Origin of the sequence: Corynebacterium sp. MSK074 (genome assembly GCF_030229735.1) — a bacterium.
Taxonomy (GTDB): Bacteria; Actinomycetota; Actinomycetes; order Mycobacteriales; family Mycobacteriaceae; genus Corynebacterium.
In genome coordinates, this window is record NZ_JASPIX010000002.1 from 58,530 (window position 1) to 78,599 (window position 20,070).

General features: G+C 59.4%; 16 protein-coding genes and 3 pseudogenes. 8 read left to right on the plus strand and 11 right to left on the minus strand.

Features of this window, described 5'->3' with window-relative positions:
- Positions 1-5: 5 nt before the first annotated feature.
- Positions 6-745 (minus strand): annotated as a pseudogene (locus tag QP965_RS02300) (AEC family transporter); the annotation flags it as partial.
- Positions 746-908: 163 nt separating this feature from the next.
- Here QP965_RS02300 and QP965_RS02305 point away from each other — a divergent pair.
- Together QP965_RS02305 and QP965_RS02310 are read left to right on the plus strand one after the other, a co-directional pair.
- On the plus strand, positions 909-1,499 hold the full coding sequence (locus tag QP965_RS02305; RefSeq protein ID WP_284844112.1) for a hypothetical protein: 591 nt from the start codon (positions 909-911) through the stop codon (positions 1,497-1,499).
- Between the two features lie 88 nt (positions 1,500-1,587).
- Positions 1,588-1,911, plus strand: coding sequence for a putative quinol monooxygenase (locus tag QP965_RS02310; protein WP_005323747.1), 324 nt, complete (start codon positions 1,588-1,590; stop codon positions 1,909-1,911).
- Between the two features lie 190 nt (positions 1,912-2,101).
- Here the strand turns inward: QP965_RS02310 and QP965_RS02315 are convergent, their stop codons facing one another.
- Both QP965_RS02315 and QP965_RS02320 read right to left on the minus strand, forming a co-directional pair.
- Entirely contained in the window at positions 2,102-5,854 is a 3,753-nt protein-coding gene (locus tag QP965_RS02315) for an acyltransferase family protein (protein WP_284844111.1), read from the minus strand.
- 120 nt (positions 5,855-5,974) lie between these two features.
- Positions 5,975-6,817 carry an HAD family hydrolase gene (locus QP965_RS02320; protein WP_284844110.1) on the minus strand — a complete coding sequence of 281 codons (843 nt, stop codon included), beginning with the start codon at positions 6,815-6,817 and terminating at the stop codon, positions 5,975-5,977.
- 24 nt (positions 6,818-6,841) lie between these two features.
- Between QP965_RS02320 and QP965_RS02325 the strand changes: the two genes are divergently transcribed.
- Entirely contained in the window at positions 6,842-7,885 is a 1,044-nt protein-coding gene (locus QP965_RS02325; protein WP_284844109.1) for a 3-hydroxyisobutyryl-CoA hydrolase, read from the plus strand.
- Here QP965_RS02325 and QP965_RS02330 read toward each other — a convergent pair.
- The 5 genes from QP965_RS02330 to QP965_RS02350 all read right to left on the minus strand — a co-directional run bounded on the left by QP965_RS02330 (position 7,862) and on the right by QP965_RS02350 (position 14,499).
- Entirely contained in the window at positions 7,862-9,040 is a 1,179-nt protein-coding gene (locus QP965_RS02330) for a DUF6882 domain-containing protein (protein ID WP_284844108.1), read from the minus strand. The two genes, QP965_RS02325 and QP965_RS02330, sit on opposite strands and share 24 nt — an antisense overlap.
- The gene (locus tag QP965_RS02335) at positions 9,037-10,185 is read right to left on the minus strand and encodes a glycosyltransferase family 4 protein (protein ID WP_284844107.1); all 1,149 of its coding nucleotides are present in this window, start codon (positions 10,183-10,185) and stop codon (positions 9,037-9,039) included. The genes QP965_RS02330 and QP965_RS02335 overlap by 4 nt, the downstream gene beginning before the upstream one ends.
- A gap of 17 nt (positions 10,186-10,202) precedes the next feature.
- The gene (locus QP965_RS02340; RefSeq protein WP_284767654.1) at positions 10,203-11,405 is read right to left on the minus strand and encodes an NAD-dependent epimerase/dehydratase family protein; all 1,203 of its coding nucleotides are present in this window, start codon (positions 11,403-11,405) and stop codon (positions 10,203-10,205) included.
- Positions 11,406-11,528: 123 nt separating this feature from the next.
- Positions 11,529-12,128: a TetR/AcrR family transcriptional regulator gene (locus tag QP965_RS02345; RefSeq protein WP_284844106.1), complete on the minus strand. Its 600-nt coding sequence runs from the start codon at positions 12,126-12,128 to the stop codon at positions 11,529-11,531.
- Positions 12,121-14,499 (minus strand): MMPL family transporter, encoded by a 2,379-nt coding sequence (locus QP965_RS02350; RefSeq protein ID WP_284767652.1) that lies wholly within the window; start codon positions 14,497-14,499, stop codon positions 12,121-12,123. The genes QP965_RS02345 and QP965_RS02350 overlap by 8 nt, the downstream gene beginning before the upstream one ends.
- A 232-nt stretch (positions 14,500-14,731) precedes the next feature.
- Here QP965_RS02350 and QP965_RS02355 point away from each other — a divergent pair, with 232 nt between their 5' ends.
- Entirely contained in the window at positions 14,732-15,385 is a 654-nt protein-coding gene (locus QP965_RS02355) for a hypothetical protein (protein WP_284767650.1), read from the plus strand.
- Here the strand turns inward: QP965_RS02355 and QP965_RS02360 are convergent.
- Positions 15,382-15,921 (minus strand): gamma carbonic anhydrase family protein, encoded by a 540-nt coding sequence (locus QP965_RS02360; protein ID WP_284844105.1) that lies wholly within the window; start codon positions 15,919-15,921, stop codon positions 15,382-15,384. The genes QP965_RS02355 and QP965_RS02360 overlap by 4 nt on opposite strands.
- Positions 15,922-15,940: 19 nt before the next feature.
- Positions 15,941-16,318: a hypothetical protein gene (locus QP965_RS02365; protein ID WP_284844104.1), complete on the minus strand. Its 378-nt coding sequence runs from the start codon at positions 16,316-16,318 to the stop codon at positions 15,941-15,943.
- A gap of 141 nt (positions 16,319-16,459) precedes the next feature.
- Here QP965_RS02365 and QP965_RS11575 point away from each other — a divergent pair.
- The 3 genes and pseudogenes from QP965_RS11575 to QP965_RS02380 all read left to right on the plus strand — a co-directional run.
- Positions 16,460-17,398: pseudogene (locus QP965_RS11575) on the plus strand (IS1634 family transposase); the annotation flags it as partial.
- 231 nt (positions 17,399-17,629) lie between these two features.
- Positions 17,630-18,016, plus strand: coding sequence for a hypothetical protein (locus QP965_RS02375; protein WP_284844102.1), 387 nt, complete (start codon positions 17,630-17,632; stop codon positions 18,014-18,016).
- A 93-nt stretch (positions 18,017-18,109) separates the two neighbouring features.
- A pseudogene (locus tag QP965_RS02380) lies at positions 18,110-18,589 on the plus strand (gluconokinase).
- A gap of 197 nt (positions 18,590-18,786) precedes the next feature.
- Here QP965_RS02380 and QP965_RS02385 read toward each other — a convergent pair.
- On the minus strand, positions 18,787-19,128 hold the full coding sequence (locus QP965_RS02385) for a hypothetical protein (RefSeq protein WP_236587068.1): 342 nt from the start codon (positions 19,126-19,128) through the stop codon (positions 18,787-18,789).
- Between the two features lie 25 nt (positions 19,129-19,153).
- Between QP965_RS02385 and QP965_RS02390 the strand changes: the two genes are divergently transcribed.
- Positions 19,154-20,023: a patatin-like phospholipase family protein gene (locus QP965_RS02390; RefSeq protein WP_179386257.1), complete on the plus strand. Its 870-nt coding sequence runs from the start codon at positions 19,154-19,156 to the stop codon at positions 20,021-20,023.
- Positions 20,024-20,070: the final 47 nt, after the last annotated feature.

Consider the following 20,070-nt stretch of genomic DNA (forward strand, 5'->3'; position numbering starts at 1 on the left):
AGCCAAACCTCATAGGTGGCGGCATTGTTATACACATTCTGTGCCGTAGGCAAGGCAGCCAGAATCAATGCCGCATATAACTCCACGCCGTTTAGCCCCAGCGCTGCGCCCACGGCCAGCGTGAAAGCGGGCATGCCCACCAACTTCAATACCGTCGCGGTAAGGGTGGGCAGACGGTCCTCCTCCAGCAGCCCGTCGCCCTTTAACGAGGCACCAAAGCTCATCAGGATCATAGGAATAGAAGCGCCACCCAATATCTCCAGCGGTTTCATCACCACATCCGGTACCTGCCACTGCGCCGCGGAGACAATAAATCCCGCCACCGCAGCCAACACCACAGGCGCGGTAATCCCTGCGAGCACGGAGTTCCATATCGATCGCAGGCTCGTGCCCTGCGCATTGAGACCCGCGATGATAAACGGGGAGAGCACCGCCATCTGGAGAACCAATGCTGGGATGACGTAGGTGGCATCACCAATGGCATAGGTGGCAATGGGCAGGCCAATATTGACCGAGCTGTAGGAGCTCGCCGCCGCAGCGATCACGGCCACCACTGGGGATGCAAACGCGGAGGTATTGGATGTTGCCACGCTGGAAAAGATGAGTGCCGGAGTAGCCGCCCAGAAGGCCGTGCGATTGAATTGCAAGCACGCCTCGCCCTGCCGATAACACCCCTGTGAGCCAGCACAAACCCGACGTCGATGACTACGAAAATAATCGCGAACGCGGTCAATACGTCCAGCAGCAGTCAATAACCTTTCGCAGTACTCCAAAAGCGCGGTGAGGATATAGTCTCACCATCCGTATTCCCTCAAAACCACAGGGAGCATAACAAAGTTGTATCGAATTACCTGCGCAGCACGGAAACTCCTTCCAGACTGCCGGCCACCTATGGCACGGTGGAGGGCATGAAGCTTTCTCACCGTGCAACCGTAGCCGTCCTGTCCACCGCTCTTGTCCTTACTGGTACTTCCACCGTGGCCTCTGCTCAGCCGGCCTTGCCGCCGCAGATTCAGCAGGCTTCTTCGCAAGCTCAGCAGCTTTCTTCTGATCCTTTCGCCGCTGTGAAGGATTTCCGCCTCACCTTGCCTCCGCAGGCCTATGAGCTGGCCGAGAAGTACAATATCTCGCTGCCAGAATTCCTGGCCAAACCAGCGGGCCACGCGCCCAAGGTCGCTGGTGAGTTGGGGGCCGCCACCACCGCCCACCTCGAGAAGGCTGGGCACCGCAAGGACGCCCACGCGGCCGCCATCGCCCAGGAATGGGCCAACCAGGGTGCCGCCGGCAAGCTTGACTACAAGGGCGGGGTAGCCCACGGCCTGAATCACAAGGACGAAGGCCAGGGTTCTGTTCACCGTCTCACCGAGCAGCAGGCACAAGACCGTCTGAACTGGTTTAACCGCGATGTACCAGTCAATGCTGGTTCCCCACACGGCTTTGGTGTAGCAACTGCTTATGACGGAACCTACATCTACGTTGCGGAGTTCTTCCTCAACTAAACTGCATTCCACTAGTCCCGATTTCACCGCATTCGTGGCCTCTATCTGCAGCGATGACGAGGCTGCAAGGTGCCGGTAGGATCGGGGCATGATTTTGATCAACGTACAGTTCCACGTTAAGCCCGAATACGCAGAAACCTTCCTCGATGAAATCAATTGGTACACCGAGGCCTGCAATGCAGAGCCGGGCTGCATCGACTTCAAGTGGTTCCGCGATCCAGAAGACCGCCAGCGCTTCCTGCTGCTGGAGTCTTACGCAGACGGCAAGGACGTAGAGCACGTCCAGAGCGAGCACTTCCAGCGCTCCTGCGAGGAATTCCCGAAGTACCTCGTGGAAACCCCGGACATCATTAACGTTCATATCGAAGGCCGCACCGGTTGGGACAAGATGGGTGAATTCTCCGTCGATTAATCCCAACGAATAAAGCTCGCCCTCTACCGTGATGTAGGGGGCGAGCTTTATCTATGCCTAGGCGCACCAGCGTCCTTCGCGCTCACAGCGGATGCTGCTGCTAGCGGAGCACACCTTCCGGTGAGCGCGAAGGGCGGGAGGGGAGGGAACTAGGCGTTTTCCGACGCCCCGCCCCGCGCCGGCCTGTGCTTTACTGCGGCACGCACTGAGAGGACACAGTCTTGTCGCCATTCGAGTACTGCTTTAGAGCATCGTAGAAGGCATCCGAGTACTCGCCGGTGCGTTCCGGCATCGGGTGGACGCCATCGGAGTAGAGGATCTCCGGGTTGCTCTGTGCATGTCCGCACCAGTCAGCGATATATACGTTGTCGTATTCCTTGGCGGCGTCGAGGACATCCTGTTGGGATTGGGCCATCCATTCGCGGTCACCATAGGGAACAGCCATGACAACGGTGTGGTCCTCGCCGATGATGTCCAGCGCTTCCTTAATTTGGTCCGGGAAGGCAGGGCCGTTAGTACCAAACCCGAGGAAAACGGTATCGCGCAGCTGACCAGAATCCTTGAGCTGCTGCAGAACCTGGATACCCGCAGTGTAGTGGCGGGATACCTCTGCATCGACGTAAATCTGCGGGAAGCGCTGCTTGAGGGCGCCACTAGAAGCCAGCATCACTGAGTCTCCGACAGCGGTGATGTCTTTGCCCTGCGGCATCGGGCGGGTCTTCTTATCTTTCGTGGCAGCCTTATCGTCGTTGTCCGCAGCAGGCGGCTGTGGGGCAGTGTTGTTCGGCTGCGCCGGGGCATTGTTGCTGCTCAGGTTCTGCTGCTGGAGCTGCTCGAGCTGCTGTTCCAACTCGGTCTTATCGCTGGAATTGACAACGCCGTAGACTACGCCGGCTACAGAGGCAATGACCAGGAATGGGACTACCGGCCACATGGTCTTGCCAAAGCCATCGCGCAATTCGCTAAATCCTGGGCGGGAGGACCAGTAGGTCTTCCATGTCTTCTTATAGCCGCCGCGGCGGAACGGATTCTCAATGAACTGATAGGAAATCTCGGACAGGAGCAGCGAAATAGGCACGGCTACAAGGCCCAGGATCCACGATTTATCGGAGTTCTGGTTGCCCTCGAAAAGCGCCTTGAGCATCATGATGACCGGCCAGTGCCAGAGATACAGCGAGAAGGATCGCTGGCCAAACCAGCGCATGACCTTGGTCCTAAAGAGCGGGGTCATCGGGCCGTATTCGCGAACCACGCCCCACACCATCAGGACGCCAAGCACGCTAGTGAGGAAGAGCCCACCCCGGTAGGTGATCTCCGCGTCATCCGGCATGAGGAATAGCTGGACACCGTAGCCGATGAGCGCCACAGTGCCGATGATTCCGGCGATGCGTGATTCGGCTTTGCCTGCCGCTGCCCACGAATCCGCCTGCGGGTCGGACTTGGTAGAGGTCATCAGCAAAGACAGCACGGCGCCTGTGAGCAGGCCAAAAGCATGGGTATCGGTGCCGTAGTAGACTCGCGTCGGGTCTTCACCCGGCACGTAGATGAGCGCCATGGCCACGGCGGAACCGATAGCTAAGACTGCGGCTACGAGGATAGGAAGCCGGCGCGGCTTGCGGCGAGAAATCAGGAAAACGCCGGTAATAAGAAGCGGCCAGAAGACATAGAACTGCTCCTCCACGGCCAACGACCAATAGTGGGCAAAGACCTGAATCTCATTGTCCGCAAAGTAGGACTGGGAGGTGGCGATCTGGGTCCAGTTATTGACAAAGAATAGAGTACCCAAGAACTGCTGGCGCAAGCCGACCGCTAGGTCCCCGCCTATCCATGCCACCAAAGCGGTACACATGACCAGGACGGATACAGCTGCTGGGAGGATGCGCCGGAATCGACGCACCCAGAAGTCCTTCAAGCTGATTGTGCCGGAGGTACGGAATTCGCGCACCAGCAACGAGGTGATGAGGAATCCGGAGAGGACGAAGAAGAGGTCAACGCCCAAGTAACCACCGGGAAGCAGGGAAGGGAAGAAGTGGTACAGCACCACGGCAATAACTGCGAGGCCGCGCAGTCCATCCAGCCCCTTGACCTGGCGCAGGCGGGCGTGGCGCTTCTTCTTAACTACCTTGCTCTCTGGCGGCGTAGCCAGCGCTTCAGGGTCCTTGGCCTGCTTTTGTAGCGGATACTTAGACTTAGTATCTACCTGCGTGATCGAGGCTTTCTGTGATGCTGGCTTTTGCGCAGCTTGTTGTGGCTGGCGCGGTGCCGCCTTTGCCTGTGGCTTTTCAGGGGCTGGATGTTGCTCCTTCGACGGCTGTGCCTTCTCCCGCTTTTTCTCAGCGGCGGCAGCGGCGGCGGCCGTACCCGCTCCAGCGGCTACGGCGCCTGTCGCAGCGGACTTGTCTGCCTTTGCAGGCTTCGTCTTCGGAGCGGCTTGAGGCTCGGCCTTCTTCGGCTGGGGCGAACCAGGCTGTTGCTTTGCCTTGGGCTTTTGAGCGGCTCGCGACGGCTTTTGCTGGGCCGGGGTTGGAGTGCCCACCTGCTGCGATTTACGCGCCAATCCGCGACTGATATCGGAGGGCTTAACCTGCGGGCGGCGCTTGGTTACCTCCTTGGCATTGTCTTGAGGCGTCGCCTCCTTTGCCTTCGGCTGTGGCTGTTGTTTCTGTGCCTGTTGCTTGGGCAGTTTGCCCTTAGCGGGTGCGCCTTGCTGCGATTTCGGCTGGACTACCTTGTTTCCATTGTAAGCAGTCTGGCTTTGCGCCGCCCCAGCTTTCTCCTGGGAAGGTTTAGATGCAGTCTTTGGCGCAGCCACCTTCGGCTTGGGGGCAGAGGTGCCCTTCTTTGGCGCTGGAGCGCTAGGAGTCGAGACCTGTGGGGCAGCCTTCTGCTTTGCAGAGCCGGGAGTACGTGCTGATCCTTGGCCCTTGGACGGTTGCGAGGGCTTCGACGGCTGCGCGTTCTTCTTCGGCGTAGGTTGCGGCTGCGGTTGCTGCTTTGCCGATTTTGCCGGCACGCGCTTGGGGGAACGTGGGTTCTGCGCTTGCTGCTGGCCGGTGGCCGGCTTGGATTTAGCCGGCTGGGATTTCTGCGGCTTTGCCGGTTGCGGGGAAGCCTTCTTCGCGCTGGAAGAAGAGGACGGCTTGGGCGTCTGCTTCGGCTTCTGGGTAGTGGGTTGAGTCTGAGGTGCGGGCTTTACCGCGCCTTTCTGAGAGGGTTGGGTGTCAGGCTTCGCGGCCGGCTTCGGGGAAGTACTGCGGGTAGACGGAGTCTTTGGGGAGGACTTAGGCGGCGTGGTGCTAAAGCTTGCGCCGCGGCGTGGTCGCTGAACCGGTTCGTGTGCTTTGCGCTGTGGCTTCTTGTCCTGAGCAGGCGAGTCTTGTTGCTTTTTAACAGCTGTTTTGGGGGAGGATTCTGCCTTGCTTTGCTGTGTGGTGGATGGCTTGGTGGCAGAACCTTGGGCTGCAGGCTTGGTCATTGGCGCCTTGGCTGCAGGCGATGGCGAGGCGGACTTAGCCTGCTGCGGTTTTGCGGAAGTGGCCTTGCTTGCCTGGGATTTTTCAGTGCTGGGCTGAGTAGTGTCCTTAGCCGCGGGCTTGGCGGCAGGCTTCGCACTTTTCGGCTTCGCAGCAGCAGGCTTGGATTCGGAAGCCTGTGCAGCCTTTGCCGGGGTGGGCTTGCGCGCAGGTGCCTGTTTAGCTTGGTTCTTGGACTCGCCGTCCTTAGCGGTGCGGTCCTGGGGCTTGCCCTTCGGCTCGGTGGATTGGGCACCCGTGGTGGATTCGGTGTTGGTCGAGTTCTGGCGCGCGGAATCCTTGTTTTTAGGGGTCTGGGGCGCACTGGTAGAGCCAGCTTTGGGCGGTACTGGCTGATAGACCGGTGTGCGTGGTTCGTTCGAACGCCCAGGTTTCTTCTTCCCCAGCAGTGAGCGCAAAATTTGCTTCACAAAAACTCCCAAAGCACTACGTATATTTTCTAAACGGACTATTTTAGCCTGCGCACCAGCACTTCTCCTCATGCAGGGGAGTAGCGGTGCGGCGCGCGGGGCGGAGGCGAAAATTCGAGTCTAAGACTCTTCGCTGTCAAAAAGCTGACGCAGAACTGTCATGACCCCATATTCGGTATTGGGTGGGGCGATGTGATCGGCGATTTCCTTCAACTTTGGGTGCGCATTTTCCATTGCGATGGCGGTGCCTGCCTCGCGGAGGAGCTCGTAGTCATTGAGGAAATCGCCAAAAGCTGCGGTACGAGGCATAGGAACCGAGAGGAGCTCGGCCATGGTTTGTAGTGCTACGCCCTTATTGACGCCAGCGGCCATGACATCGAGCCATACGGCGCCAGAAATGGCGATATTGTGTTCCGGTACGGCCGCAAGAAGGGGCTGGTGTAGGTGCTTTTCGCTGCCGTCGGCGCAGTAAGCGGCGATTTTGATGATGTCCGCATCCAGTAGTGCATCGAGGTCATCTACCCATTCCACTGACCTGTAGTACTTGGCAATCTCAGCACGGGCCTGTGCATCGGCGCCTTTGTGTACATAGGCGGTATCCGGCGTGCACAGCACTACGGTATGCGGGGTTTCGACAGACTGGAGTGCGGCCATGGCGGCCCGCACGGCTGCGCTGGGCAGGGTAGTGGCGCTAATGACGCGATTATCGTGGACGACCACGGATCCGTTTTCGGCGATGAAGGTGTCCTCGTGCGGAAACATCTCTTGCAGGGTGGCGAGCTGGCGGCCCGAGGCGGGTACTAGGGTGACGCCGAGCTGGTGGGCACGGGTGCTGATCGCGGCGAAATCTGGTGGAAGCTGGCCGTTGTCGTCCAGTAGGGTGCCGTCCATATCCAGGGCGATGAGCTGTGGGAGCAAAATTCCGAACCTATCTGTGAATTGGCTTATGGTGGATAGGTGCATGCGTTCTGTGTCACACTAGGGGCTATGACTACTGCTGCACCTATCGTTTCCTCAATCCGTAACCATACCGGAGTCATTGAACTCAACCGCCCCAAGGCTCTCAATTCCCTCACCCCGGAAATGATCCACCTCATTGCGGAGTCGCTGGCGCAGTGGCGCGCCAACGATGAGGTGGAACAGGTGCTGTTTACCTCGACTAGCCCCAAGGCATATTGCGCCGGCGGCGATGTTCGCTATGCCCGCGATGCGGTCAAGGAAGGCAAAGTGGATGAGGTGGATGCCTTCTTCGCCACCGAATACACGTTGAACGGTGATATCGCGGAGTATCCCAAGCCCATCGTGGCGCTCATCGATGGCATCGCTATGGGAGGAGGTCTGGGCATTTCCGCCCATGGGTCCCACCGCGTGGTTACGGAGAAAACCTTTGCCTCCATGCCAGAGATGAATATTGGCTATGTCACGGACGTAGGCATGGCCTATGCCGCCCAGCGTGCGGTGGGAACGCGCGGGAAGGCCTCGGCCGAGTTGGCGAAGTTCTGGGGGATTACCGGCTACCGCATGTATGCCGCAGACCTTGTGTGGAGCGGGCTGGCCACCCACTATGTGGCGGACGGCGAAGCCTTTGCTAGTGCGGTTATCGAGCATGGACTAGCCACGGCGCTAGCCCAGCATGCCACCGCACCTAGCGGCGAGGCTGCCTTGGCCGAGCTTATCGACGCCATCGAGGACGCCTTTTCCCACAACACCTGGCAAGACATTTCTGCGGCCCTGGAAAAGTACCCAGAACTGAAACAACAGGTAGAAAAGCTGACCGCGCACGCGTGCCCCACCTCCATCGTGGCGGCCATGGAGCTCTTCCGCGCCGAGCAGGAGTGCAGCAGCATCCGCGAGGCCCTAGATATGGAGACCAACCTGGGCGCCTATATGTATCGGCGTGGGGACTTTGCCGAGGGCGTGCGAGCGGTTTTGGTGGATAAAACCAACGATGCGGCATTTGAGCCTGCCGCGCTTGCCGACGTCGACGTGGACGCCCTCCGCAGCGCCCTACACCTCCACCCCGCGAAATGATCCATAGGCGGCGCGGGCGCGATCGGCGTTGATCCATGTGGGAGGGGGCACCGCCAACGTCGCTTTGGTGGCGGCTGGGGTCGGCTCAGGGAGGTGGAGCTGTGGGGCATCGAGGAGGACGAGGCCCACGCGGGCGTCGGCAAGCGTAGTGCCCGCCAGCGTCCAGATCCCCAAAATGGGCAAAGCTAGGTGCGGTAGCTGGTGCTCGCGCGCCAGCGGAAGCGGAAGGTGCGGGCGCACCAGTTCGGGCACGGCCTCGTCGATGCCAAAGCGCGCTAGGTTTCTTGCCAACCGCGCCGCCGCGGTGTCTTTAAACACCGGATCTGCCCAGGCCCACGTGAACTCCTCGTCCGAAATGGTCGCGATAAGCACCGCGTTGGCCGCAATCTGCCCGCCGCAATAAGACACCGTGGCGGTGGCCTTATCCACATCGAGTTCTACCGTGGCATCTGGGAAGTTGCCCTGGAAAAACATCTGGTTTTCGGTGCTTAAGTAAAAGGCGTCCTCCAAGACGCGCGCGGCCGCCAAGCCCGGGGTGATGCTGGAAATCTTGTGTACCTCGGGGCTTGGCTGTTCAAAACGCACCGTGGTGCCATCAGAAAAATGCAGGTAAGGCTCTTCCGCGGTGGAATCCATGTCTAGGTAGCGGGCGAGTGCGAGGACCGGCCCTTTCTCATCCATGTCCGCGTTGCTGTGTTGGAGACCGCGCAGCAAGGTCTGGCGAAAGTCCAGGTAGGGATGGAAATCTACCGCAACGATGGCCACGTGCTCGCCCTGCTGGGCGCGCAGCACCGGCATATTTCCCACGATGAGGGAGGCATAAGCAACCATGCGGTCAATGTCTGCGGTGGCCGAGCCTGTCTGTGGCAGGTCAGCAAAGTGCTCGGTCGCAGCGGTAGTCCAGTGCCAGGTGTCTGCGGCGATGACGGCGAGGCGCACGCCACGAAAATCTGCCACGTGTTGCGCGGAGCTTACCCGTACCTCCACGAGCTGGTCGGTGGCATAGCTTCCTTCGCTATCGCCAGCCGAGGGGCCGAGGAAATTGAATTCCACGTCGGTCGCCTTCCCGATGCGTTCACGAAAGGCAGCGTTAATTCCGGCACGGATAAAGCGGGCGTCGGCCGCGGCACGTTCAATGGAGTGGTAAGCATTCATGGTTGCTCACGATGATACGGGTGCCGGCAGGCATACTCATAGGCGGCTACCAAAGCCTTGGTTGATTCCCGCCAAGAGTAGCGCTCCGCTTCTTCGCGCGCGGCGCGCCCCATGCGTTGGCGCGCCTGCGGATCCTCCAACAAAGAGCACAGGGCGCTAGCCCACTGCTCATTCGTGGCTTCCTCATCTACCAGCAGCCCGGTCTTTCCATGCTCGATAACAAAGGGGATCCCGCCGGCATTGGTGCCGACCACCGGCACCCCGGAAGCAAAGGACTCTAAAGCAACCAAACCCAGCGTTTCCGTGGCGGAGGGGAAGGCGAATACATCGCCGACCGCGAAGGCTGCCTGCAGCTCTGCTCCAGAAAGATAGCCGGTAAACACAGTGGTGGCCGAATCAAACTGGGCACGCAACTCCTCTAGCGCGGGACCGGCGCCGATGAGGGCGAGGCGCGCGGCCGGCACGCGCGTGCGCACCTGGCGCATGACCTCGTTGAGCCGCGCCACATCCTTTTCGTGCGAAATACGGCCGATATACGTAACCAACGGGGCCTCTGGGCGCCCGCCGGTTAAGCGCGAGCGCATCTGGACGTCATAGTTGTCAGGGCGATAGGACTGCGTATCAACGGCCTTAGGCCACAGCCGCACGGTATGGATGCCCATGTTGCGTGCCTTATCCACCATGGGGCCGGAGGTGCAGAGATTGATAGCAGCCCGATTATGGAGAAACGTAATGGCCTTCTGCGTAATCGGACGCAGCCAACCAATGCCAAGGGCCTCGGTGTATTCCGGCACATTGGTGTGAAAGCTAGCAACCAGCGGTACGGCATCGCGCTCGGCGGCAAAAACTCCGAGTGCCGCGGTCCAAATGGGATTGACGGCATGAATGACATCCGGATCAAAGTCGCGGATGGCGCGGAAGAACCGGAGGCTTGGTAATCCAAAGTGAATTTCCGGATAGACCCACAGTGAGTGGCTGGGGATGCGGGTAACCGGGAAACCCGCATAAGTTTCTGGCGGAGTGCCGGTGGCAAAGATATGTACCTCATGCCCGAGCTCCGCGAGCTGGTCCAGCGTATTGGTCAGGCGGGTGACCACCCCATCAATTTTGGGCAAGAAAACTTCGGTAACAATGGCAATGCGCATAGTAGGCAAATCACTGTCTATTTCTGCTGCGTGGTGACAGGAACGCCCGCTGCCTGTTGTGCGGTCCACACAGACTGAGCCGGAATCTTGCTGCGGTCAACGCGGTCCGCGTACTTCTTAGCAACCTCTTCGACCTCGTGGAGTAGGCCTTCAGACAGCATGGTGGGATTAAGGCCGAGCCCCAGAAAGGTGTCATTGGATACGTGCAACTCGTTCTCAGCCGACTCTTTGCGTGGATTGGGAACATAGGCTACTTCGGCGCCAGAGATATCAGCGATGAGTTCCGCCAAGTCACGCACACGGTGGGTTTGGGTCATTTGGTTAAGGATCTTTACGCGGTCACCGCGCGATGGTGGATTTTCCAGGGCGAGCTCGACGCAGCGCACCATGTCTTGAATGTGGATGAAGGCGCGGGTTTGGCCACCGGTTCCATGTACCGTCAGCGGATAGCCGATGCCGGCCTGCACGAGGAAGCGATTCAGAACCGTTCCGTAGTCGCCGTCATAATCAAAGCGATTAATCAGGCGATCATCCCTCTGGGTCTGGGCGGTGTGGGTGCCCCAGACAATGCCCTGATGCAGGTCGGTGATGCGCAGCTCATCATTTTTGGCGTAGTAGGCAAAAAGATGCTGATCCAGAACCTTGGTCATGTGGTAAATCGAGCCCGGATTGGAAGGGTAGAGGATGGACTCTTCTACCTCACCTTTCTCCGGTACGGCTACCTTGATGTCCAGGTAACCCTCAGGGATCTGCATACCGGCAGTGCCGTAACCGTAGACTCCCATGGTTCCTAGGTGAACGACGTGAATATCGAGGCCGGTTTCTACAACTGCAGCTAAAAGGTTATGGGTGGCATTGATGTTGTTATCCACCGTGTAGAGCTTGGTGGTGGGACTTTTCATGGAGTAGGGTGCGGCGCGCTGCTCCGCGAAATGCACGACGGCATCCGGAGCGAAGGAACGGAGGAACTCCACGAGCCCGGCGTAATCCTGGGCGATATCGATGTTGGCGAAGGAAATGTCTTTCCCACTGACCTCTTTCCACGCCGCCAGGCGTTCCTCAATGGAAGCGATAGGGGTGAGGGATTCGGCGCCTAGTTCCGCATCAATGGCGCGCCGGGAGAGGTTATCAACGATGGCGACCTCATGGCCTTGATCCGAAAGGAATAGGCAAGCGGGCCATCCACAAAAGCCATCGCCACCAAGAATCGCTATCTTCACTGTGTCATTCTCCAGAGCTAGTAGTCGTGCTGAGGCTAAGGGAAAATTTTACCCTGCATAGCCCGTATATTTGGGCCATGCAGGGTTAACAGTGAATGAACCTATGGTGTAGCGCGCTAGCGCCTAGTCGAGGGCGCGCAGGACGGAAAAAGTGGTCTTAGCCAGCTTCTTCTTATCAGCCAGGCTGATGCTTTCTCCCGCCGCTTGGCGACGATCGAGTTCCTGCCGGAAGGCGAGGCTGCCGCCGGCGCACGCATTGAGGACGACGCTTAGCTCATAGTCTGAGTAGTCAGTACCGCGCTGCTGGAACGCGGAAATGATGGTGTCAGATACGCGCTCGAAACGCCGCCTTTCTTCGGGGGTGTGGCTGAGGCTATCCAGGGCCTCACCAATGCGGTAGAGCGTATGGAGGGACCGCAGTTCCTCTTCTTCGTCTTCCAAGGATTCGAGCAGCGCTGCCTCTAAGACGGCGGTAACGCTCTTGCCAGGGCACACGGAGGGGATATCCGCAGCGAAAGATTCCAGTACGTCAGCCGTGAAGTACAGCAGCGCATCGGCCACCGAGGAAAAGTAGTTGTGAAAGGTGCGCGGGGAGACCCCGACGGTCGCGGTGATGCCTGATACCGTGGCGGCTTCGGCACCGCCGTCGAGGACGAGGCGCGCTGCCGCATCGGCCATGGCCTGACGCGTAGCTCGCTTCTTTTCTTCGCGCAGACTAGTCACGGTGTGCTTCGCCTACCTTCTCTCGTTGGGTGCGCAGGAGTTCCTCGCGGTCGGAGTGCAGGGCTTCGCCTTCAATGTCCATATTAGGGGTGATCTTATCCAACCAGCGCGGGAACCACCATGCCTTTTTATCCAGCACAAACATGGTAGCGGGGATGATCATCATGCGGACTACGAAGGCGTCGATAAGCACGCCCGCAGCCAGGGCAAAGCCCATGGTCTTAATGAACGGCTCGTCCATCAAGATGAAGGCGGCAAAGACGGAAACCATAATGAGGGCCGCGGCGGTGACCACGCGCGCGCCGTGCTTAAAGCCATTCGAGGTGGCGTTGCCGGCCGTCTTGCCATTGACAAATCCCTCACGCATGCGGGTCACCAAGAAGACTTGGTAGTCCATGGCCAGGCCGAAGGTAAGGCCGATGAGCATGATGGGCAGGAAGGAAAGCAGCGGCTGTGGGTCGTCGACGATGCCGAACATGCCTTCTTGCCAAATGGCCACGGTGATGCCGAAGGTGGCAGCCATCGAAAGCGCGAATCCAGCAGCAGCGATGAGCGGTACCCAAATGGAGCGGAAGACCAGCATCAAGACGATGAAGGCCAGGCCCAGCACGATGGCTACGTATGGGATAAGCACGTTATTGAGGCGCTCAGAAATGTCATCGAAGATCGGGGTGATACCGGTAATGCCGTAGGAACCGCCGGTCTTTTCAAACTCACCCTGGTAATCGCGCAAGTGGTTAAGGGTTTCGGTGGTTTCCTCATCGGTTGCGCCGGTGGTAGGCGTGATCATGATCTGCGCAGCATCACCGTTGTCAGTGGTCTGCACGATCTGGGCGTTTTCTACGCCGTCGTTGTCATTGAATTCTTGCAGCAGTTCCTGAAAGGCCGGCATGCGGTCCTGCTCAGGGACGTCGGCCACATCAACGAACGCGATCATCGGCGCATTGCGGCCAGGGCCAAAGGCGTCTGCCGTGATCTCATAGGCCTCGCGCTGCGGGGTGCCGGGCTTTGCGGTGCCATCGGTGGGCATGGCCAGGCGCAGCTGGGCAAATGGTACGGCCAGGATGCCCAGCACAACGACGCCCGCGATAAGGTGCAGCCACGGGTGGGCACGCACGCGGCGAACCCAGCGCAGACCCATGGTGGGCTTTTCGTCTTCTGGGTCTGGAACCTTGGGGCCAGGCACGCGGCCGGCGAAGATCTTGGTGCCCAAGAGTCCCAGCAGGGCGGGGATGAAGGTATTGGCAACCAATACGGCGATGATGACCGTAGCCGCAGCAGCGATGGCCATGGTGCCCAGGAACGGGATGCCGATAATGGTCAGCGCGGCCAAGGCGATGACCACGGTGGTGCCGGCGAAGACAACGGAACCACCCGCGGTGCCAAGCGCCATGCCCATGGCGTGGGCACGGGTGGCCTTATCCATCTTCTTGAGCTCTTGGGCCAGTTCCTTTGGCGAAAGATCGTTGAGGCCAGAGGAGGTGATGAGCTCGTTGCGGAAGCGGTTGACAATAAACAGCGCGTAATCGATGCCGACGGCCAGGCCAATCATGGAGGCCAACGTCGGGGTCATATCGGAGACGGTATCCGTAAAGACTGTGGATACCTGCACGCCGAGGATGCCGATGCCCACGCCGATAATGGCGGAGATGAGCGGCATGCCAGCGGCTACGAAGGATCCAAAGGTAATGAGCAGCACGATTGCGGCGACGATGAGGCCGATAATCTCGGCGCTGCCACCCATCTCTTGGCCGGCGGAGCTAAAGGCGTTGCCTTGGTACTTCACCGTGAGGTCGCCCTCGTCGTACTTATTGAGTACGTCCGTGACCCTGGTCATGTCCTCTTCTGGGATGTCCATGACGGTTTCCGCATCAAAGGTGATGGTGACGGTACCGGTGGACTTATCCTCGCTCAGAGGGGAGAGCTGCTGCAGGTTCTTTTGAATCTGCTCGTCTGGCATGTGCTGGGCCTTCATCTTTTCGCCCATTTGCTTTTCCATACCGGCTGCAGCCATCACCGGGCTGACCAGTTTGTCCTGGTCCTTGAGAGCGCCGGTGTCCTTGAGCTCGCCAAGGAGGTCATCTACCTCGCCGGCTACCTGCTTATCGGCGAGGTTCTTTCCCTCTGGAGCTTGGATGACCACGGTGCCTTCGGGTGCACTCATGGCATCGGTATCTTGGCCGAAGCGCTCCATCATCTTGTCTTGGGTGGTGGTGGAGTCCATCTCCGGCATGGAGAAATTAGGGTTGGGGGCCTTGGCAAAGCCGGCGGTAAGTCCTGCCATGGCCACCAAGACGATGAGCCAAAAGGCGAGGAAGGGCCACACCTTGCGGTAGGACCAGCTACCTAGCCGGTAGAGGATTTTAGACATAAATATGCTTTCTTGTGCAGTATGCGTGCAATGGCCTGCGCGCGGGTGACAGTGACTATGGAATCCGCGGGGAGAAATTTGCACCCCGTGCGAAACATTGCATAGTGTACGCAAAATTGCGGAATGTGTGCAAAGACATGTGCGGTGGACCATAGGAAGCTGCTCGTGAGATATAGGTCTTGTTCCCTCGGGCGTATCGGCGATGGCGGCATGGGGCGGTAGACTGACCGGCATGCTCCACGCCGTTAGTTTTGCCCTCTTGGATTCCGTCAATGCGTTACTCATTGGGATCCTCGTGGCCATTGGCATCATCTTGCCCCGCGGCAAGTATCGACGCATTGCCACATTAGTGGTGGTAGGAGACTGGATTGGAGTCCTCGCCGCGGCGGCCGTGGTGATGTTTGTTTTGTTAGGAGTAAAAGACCAGATTGAGGCCATTTTGAGCTCGCCTATTGCCGGCTGGGTACTTGTCGCAGTCGGCATCGCGGTGGGGTTCGGCTCGTGGCGCTCTCAAGGCCAGCCCAATGCCTTAGTAAATCGACTACTTGAGCCGTTGCGTACTCCATCGCTGCTTACCGCGATCATCGGTTTCATTATGGGCGTGGTGCAATCGCTGACCTCGGTGCCGTTTTATTACGGGCTCATGCACCTGGCTACCGAAGATATCGCTCCGGCCGCTCAGTACGGGGGCTTGGTGTGGTACGCCAGCCTGGCTTTGTCCCTGCCCACTATCTGTGGCCTTTTTATTGCGGTGGTGCGCGCCCATCCCGAATCGGCCGCCGGCCGTCTTTTTGCCGCGGCGCGCGCCAATAGCACCCAGGTGGCGCTCTTCGGCGGCTACCTCGTGGCGGTCTTCCTCATCCTTATGGGCGTGCTTTCCCTTTAATCAAAGGTGACCTCATCCAGGCTCAAAGCCACATCGGATTGGCTGCGCGCGCAGTCCACGTAGCGGGCAGCATGCGCAATGAAGGCCTGTGACTCTTCCGGGCTGAGCTCGCGACGTACCTTCGCTGGCACGCCGGCGGCAAGGCTCCGCGGCGCAATGGTGGTTCCTTCCAGCACCACGGCGCCTGCCGCGATGAGCGAGCCGGCACCAATAGTGCAGCGCGAGAGCAGCGAAGAGGACATTCCCACCAGGGAACCGGCCTCCACATGCGCGGCATGGACCATCGCCATGTGTCCCACCGTTACATCATCTTCTAGTACGCACGGCGTGTCCTCTTCTACGTGGAAGACGCAATTGTCCTGGATATTGCACCTAGCGCCAATGCGAATTGCGCCCACGTCGCCGCGCAGCACACTGCCATAAAAAACGGAGGAGTCCGGGCCGATTTCTACATTGCCAATGATGGTGGCATTAGGGGCAATCCACGCACTGCGATGGATGCGCGGCTTCTTTCCAGCACAGGGCAAAAGCAGCATGTCAGTCCTTTCAAGGCAACTATTCGACCACCACGGCTAGGGCGGGGGAGAGTTCATAGTCGCCGGGGTAGGGGAGGTGGTCTACGAGGGCTTCGGCAAGCGCGGGCGTAAGCGGAATGACCCAGCCTCGCCGGGGATCTTTGATGGGCAAGGCTTCCTTTTTCGCGGCGGGAAAATGCACCGTCGTGGTGGGAGAGGCCAATGTAGCTGACTCGCGGGCGCGGGCTAACTCGCAGAGCACTTCCGCGCCGGGCTGATTAGTGACCACAATGATAAGCGAGCCAGCGGTGTGGATTTCCAGTTTTTCTACCCGTGCGGTGGGGGCGGTGAAATCGGGGTGAGCTAAGCGCGGGGGCTGCGCGCCGGTAAGTCGGGCGAGGGCGTCTTTTAATCCCATAAGCCCTTAGTCTAACCTGACTTAGGTCATGGGCGGGTGAGTAACGTCACTCTTGACACTGTTACCTGGTGGTTTTGTTTGTGGGGTGGGATTTTTCTGCACTAAGTGGGTAGTTCCGGGGTGTTCAGTAGTCTGATTTTGGTGAGTCCTTATATTCGCACCGTCAAGACTGCCTCAGGAGCGATAGCGGTGCAGGTGGTTTTCTCTGAACGCAAAGGTGCGAAAAGGATAAAGCATATCGGCTCAGCGCATTCAGGGTATGAGCTTGCGCTTTTGCGGGCTGAGGCTCAACGCATCGTCGATGGTGACCAACACGCAGTGGACTTCGGCGAGGTTACACACACCACCGGCTACCGGCAGCGTTTCCAGCCAGCTGTCGGTAGCTGGTCAGCGGGCTGGATACTTGCTGGACTGTATTGATGCGTGTTTCAACGAGTTAGGCCTTGCTGCAGCAAGCGGCGAAGATCCGGTGCTTCGTGTTCTGGTGCGTGCCCGGATCATCCATCCCAGATCAAAGCTGGATTTCATCGAGACTCTTGCTGAGGTTGGCATCACCAGCGCAAGCTACCGCACCATCCAGAGGCGTCTTTCCTCCTTCGCCACCGAATCGTTCGGGGAGATACAAACCCAAGCGTTGGCCCATCATGCAGGTATTGAGCCAGGCGCATTTATCTTGTACGACGTGACCATCTTGTACTTTGAAGCCGATACTCCTGATGAGCTTCGCAAACCCCTATTTTCCAAAGAACGCCGTGTGGAGCCACAAAACCTTGTCGGGCTGCTTACTGATGCCACCGGGTTTCCACTGCATGTGGGCGCGTTTGCTGGCAACTCGGTATAAACCCACACGATGCTACCGATGATCACACGGTTCTAAGATGCCTACCAGCTCGACGAGGTTACCGTCGTTGCTGATGCGGGCATGGTTTCAGCGGCGAACAAGCAAGCACTCATCGATGCAGGTCTGCACTACATTTTGTCGGTGAAACCTCCACCGTTCCTGAGGTGATTGAAACCTGGCGGCGGGAAGACCCCGGTGAAGACTACGCCCACGGCGAGATCTGGACACAAGCCTCGGCTGGGACAACGGCGCCCATGATTGGCAGCCAGCCCCCGTTGGCGCGGCCAGCCTGGCTGAGGCCGTAACGGATCTCGTGGCTGCCGGTGCTAGCCTGCTGGGGGTGCTGCCGCGTGGGGTCCACTGAGATACGCCAGCTGCGCGCTTCCATCCTTCGCGCAATAAGCGGTTCCTCTGGACAATAGCGAAGGAATACCAGGACAACCCCAATGCACGGGGGATACAATATTGCTATGAAAAAGTCTTCTTTCCTCGCAGCAAGCGCTGCGCTCCTCGTTGCATCTTTGTCCGTACCCGCCGCCAACGCCGAGTTGACCCAGACTGAGCGGGACCAATTCCGTACCGACCCCGTTGGCGCGATTGCCTGGCAGGCCATCAAGGGCTCTTCCGAGTATGTGCGTGCCGATGGTGACACCATGATGGCCGCGTCCTTCTTCTCTATGACTTCGCCGGGCGACGACATCGGCCTGCCGGCCCTGCAGAACTGCGCCGAGCGGGTCGGCTCCTCTGCTCCGGAGGGTGGCGTGCGCTACGTGGCGGCTGCCCTGTGCGCCACCTTTGACCCGACCACACGCGGCGAGGTGCAGCGCGCGAACCTCATGTACGCACCGCTGGGTTAAACCGCGCTTTATCGAGCCGCACGGTGGTTGCGTCATGTTGCGTTGAATCGCGCTGCGTCAGGCATACGATTTGGTGGGATGCTGCAAGGAGGGATGATGCGCAAGCATGTGGTGATCAAGGGAGTCTCGAGCTGCGGTAAGTCCACGGTCGGGGAGTTGCTGGCGCAGCGCACCGGCCTGCCTTTTCGGGATGAGGACGATATGCATCCGGCGGCGAACATCTAGAAGATGGCCTCGGTGCAGGCCCTTGACGACGCCGACCGCAAGCCCTGGCTCGAGTCCTTAGGTCGCTTTCTCGCGGACCAGGACGCCGGTGCCATTGTGGGCTGCTCCGCGCTCAGGCGCTACCACCGCGACATCATCGATACGATCTTTGTGGGCCTGCACGGCTCTTATGAGCTGCTCAAGGAGCGCATGAGTCAGCGCTCTGGGCACTTCATGCCGGTCGTCCTTCTGGACTCGTAATTCGAGACACTCGAGGAACTGCAGCCGGGGGAAGCGGGCATTGTGCTGGATGTCAGTGAGGCCCCAGAGGAAATTGCCGCCGCGGCGGCCGAATACTTACGGGGTTAGCTGGCGCTTCCCGACTTAGGTCATGTGTGGGTGAGTAACGTTTCTCTTGACACTGCTACCTGGTGGTATTTGGCGGTGGGGTGGGATTATTCCGCACTGAAATGGCCTAAGTCAGGCGGAATCGGGGCGCGCCAGGTGCGGGGACTGCGCGCCCGTCAGCCGGGCAAGTGCATCTTTTAATCCCATGGGAGCCCAGTCTAGTGAGCGCTCACGGTGATGGTGCGGCAGCGCTCCAAGTCGAAGTACGCACGTTGGCCGGTGGCGGCAACGCGCTCGCGGGCCACGGACTCATCGTGGGTTACGGCCGTGGCCAGGAAGACGAGCGGACCATCCGGCTGGCGCCATGTGCCGAGATACCGCGCGCCGTGTTCCTTGGCTAAGGCCAAGGCTTTGCTCACCGCGGCCGGGGTAGGCTCCGTCACCCGCAGCAGCGCCTTCCCGGTGGGGTTATAGGCGAACCCGGTGCGGGGCTGCTGGCCGGTTTCGATATCGAAGGTGCCTTCTTCGTCCGCGAGCAATTGCCGGAAAATACGCTTCATTGGGCCCAGCGTAGTATGGGGCACCATGATTGACGCCAGCAACACCGCACTCGTTATTGAAGGCGGCGGCATGCGCAATTCCTATACGGCCGCCTGCATGGTCAAGCTCATCGAAGAGGGCGTGGACTTTGGCTGGGTAGGCGGCGTCTCCGCCGGGGCATCGCATACCGTTAATTACTTGTCGCGCGATGCCCGCCGCGCCGAAGAGTCTTTTACGGACTTTGCTCAAAGCCCCAGCTTCGGCGGAGTGGGTTCGCTGGTGCGTGGTAGCGGGTATTTCAATGCCGAGTACATTTATGAGCGCGCCGCGGACAAGGATTTGCCCTTTGATTGGCAGGCTTACCGTGAGCATCCGGCCGATATGGTGCTTGCTGCAGCGCGCGCCGATACCGGCGAGTCTGTTTATTGGACGCGCGAGGACATCCACACCCCGGAAGATCTCTTCGTGCGCGTGCGCGCTTCCTCCACGCTGCCGCTGATTATGCCGATGCGATTTATCGACGGCGCGCCGTACGTGGACGGTGCTTTGGGCTCTTCCGGTGGCATTACCATTGCGCAAGCAGAAGAGGCCGGATACGAGAAGTTCCTGTTTATCGGCACTAAGCCGCGCGGGTATGTGCGCCCTGAGGTGGCGCGCCCAGCCTTCGTCCGCCGCATCTTCCGCAGATACCCCGCTATTGCCGACGCCCTCATAGCCCGCCCCGCCCTCTATAACGCGGCCAAAGACCGGCTTTTGGAATTGGAGCGCCAAGGTAAGGCGCAATTATTTTTCCCGGACGATATGCAGGTGACCTCTACCGAACGCAACGTGCACAAGCTGCGGGCGAACTATCAGGCGGGGAAAGCCCAGACCTACACGGAGTGGCCACGGTGGAAGGAATTCCTCCTCGATTAGTTCACTATGGGAGTTTCCTGTGAGATGTGCCGCTGCTGGGGGGTGGG

Excerpts from the sequence above, each read along its gene's own strand:
- QP965_RS02305 (WP_284844112.1), top strand. The coding sequence starts at position 909 with ATGAAGCTTTCTCACCGTGCAACCGTAGCCGTCCTGTCCACCGCTCTT.
- QP965_RS02365 (WP_284844104.1), bottom strand. The coding sequence starts at position 16,318 with ATGGGATTAAAAGACGCCCTCGCCCGACTTACCGGCGCGCAGCCCCCG.
- QP965_RS02325 (WP_284844109.1), top strand. The coding sequence starts at position 6,842 with ATGACTACTGCTGCACCTATCGTTTCCTCAATCCGTAACCATACCGGA.
- QP965_RS02330 (WP_284844108.1), bottom strand. The coding sequence starts at position 9,040 with ATGAATGCTTACCACTCCATTGAACGTGCCGCGGCCGACGCCCGCTTT.
- QP965_RS02320 (WP_284844110.1), bottom strand. The coding sequence starts at position 6,817 with ATGCACCTATCCACCATAAGCCAATTCACAGATAGGTTCGGAATTTTG.
- QP965_RS02375 (WP_284844102.1), top strand. The coding sequence starts at position 17,630 with ATGAAAAAGTCTTCTTTCCTCGCAGCAAGCGCTGCGCTCCTCGTTGCA.
- QP965_RS02355 (WP_284767650.1), top strand. The coding sequence starts at position 14,732 with ATGCTCCACGCCGTTAGTTTTGCCCTCTTGGATTCCGTCAATGCGTTA.
- QP965_RS02385 (WP_236587068.1), bottom strand. The coding sequence starts at position 19,128 with ATGAAGCGTATTTTCCGGCAATTGCTCGCGGACGAAGAAGGCACCTTC.
- QP965_RS02310 (WP_005323747.1), top strand. The coding sequence starts at position 1,588 with ATGATTTTGATCAACGTACAGTTCCACGTTAAGCCCGAATACGCAGAA.
- QP965_RS02390 (WP_179386257.1), top strand. The coding sequence starts at position 19,154 with ATGATTGACGCCAGCAACACCGCACTCGTTATTGAAGGCGGCGGCATG.
- QP965_RS02335 (WP_284844107.1), bottom strand. The coding sequence starts at position 10,185 with ATGCGCATTGCCATTGTTACCGAAGTTTTCTTGCCCAAAATTGATGGG.
- QP965_RS02350 (WP_284767652.1), bottom strand. The coding sequence starts at position 14,499 with ATGTCTAAAATCCTCTACCGGCTAGGTAGCTGGTCCTACCGCAAGGTG.
- QP965_RS02360 (WP_284844105.1), bottom strand. The coding sequence starts at position 15,921 with ATGCTGCTTTTGCCCTGTGCTGGAAAGAAGCCGCGCATCCATCGCAGT.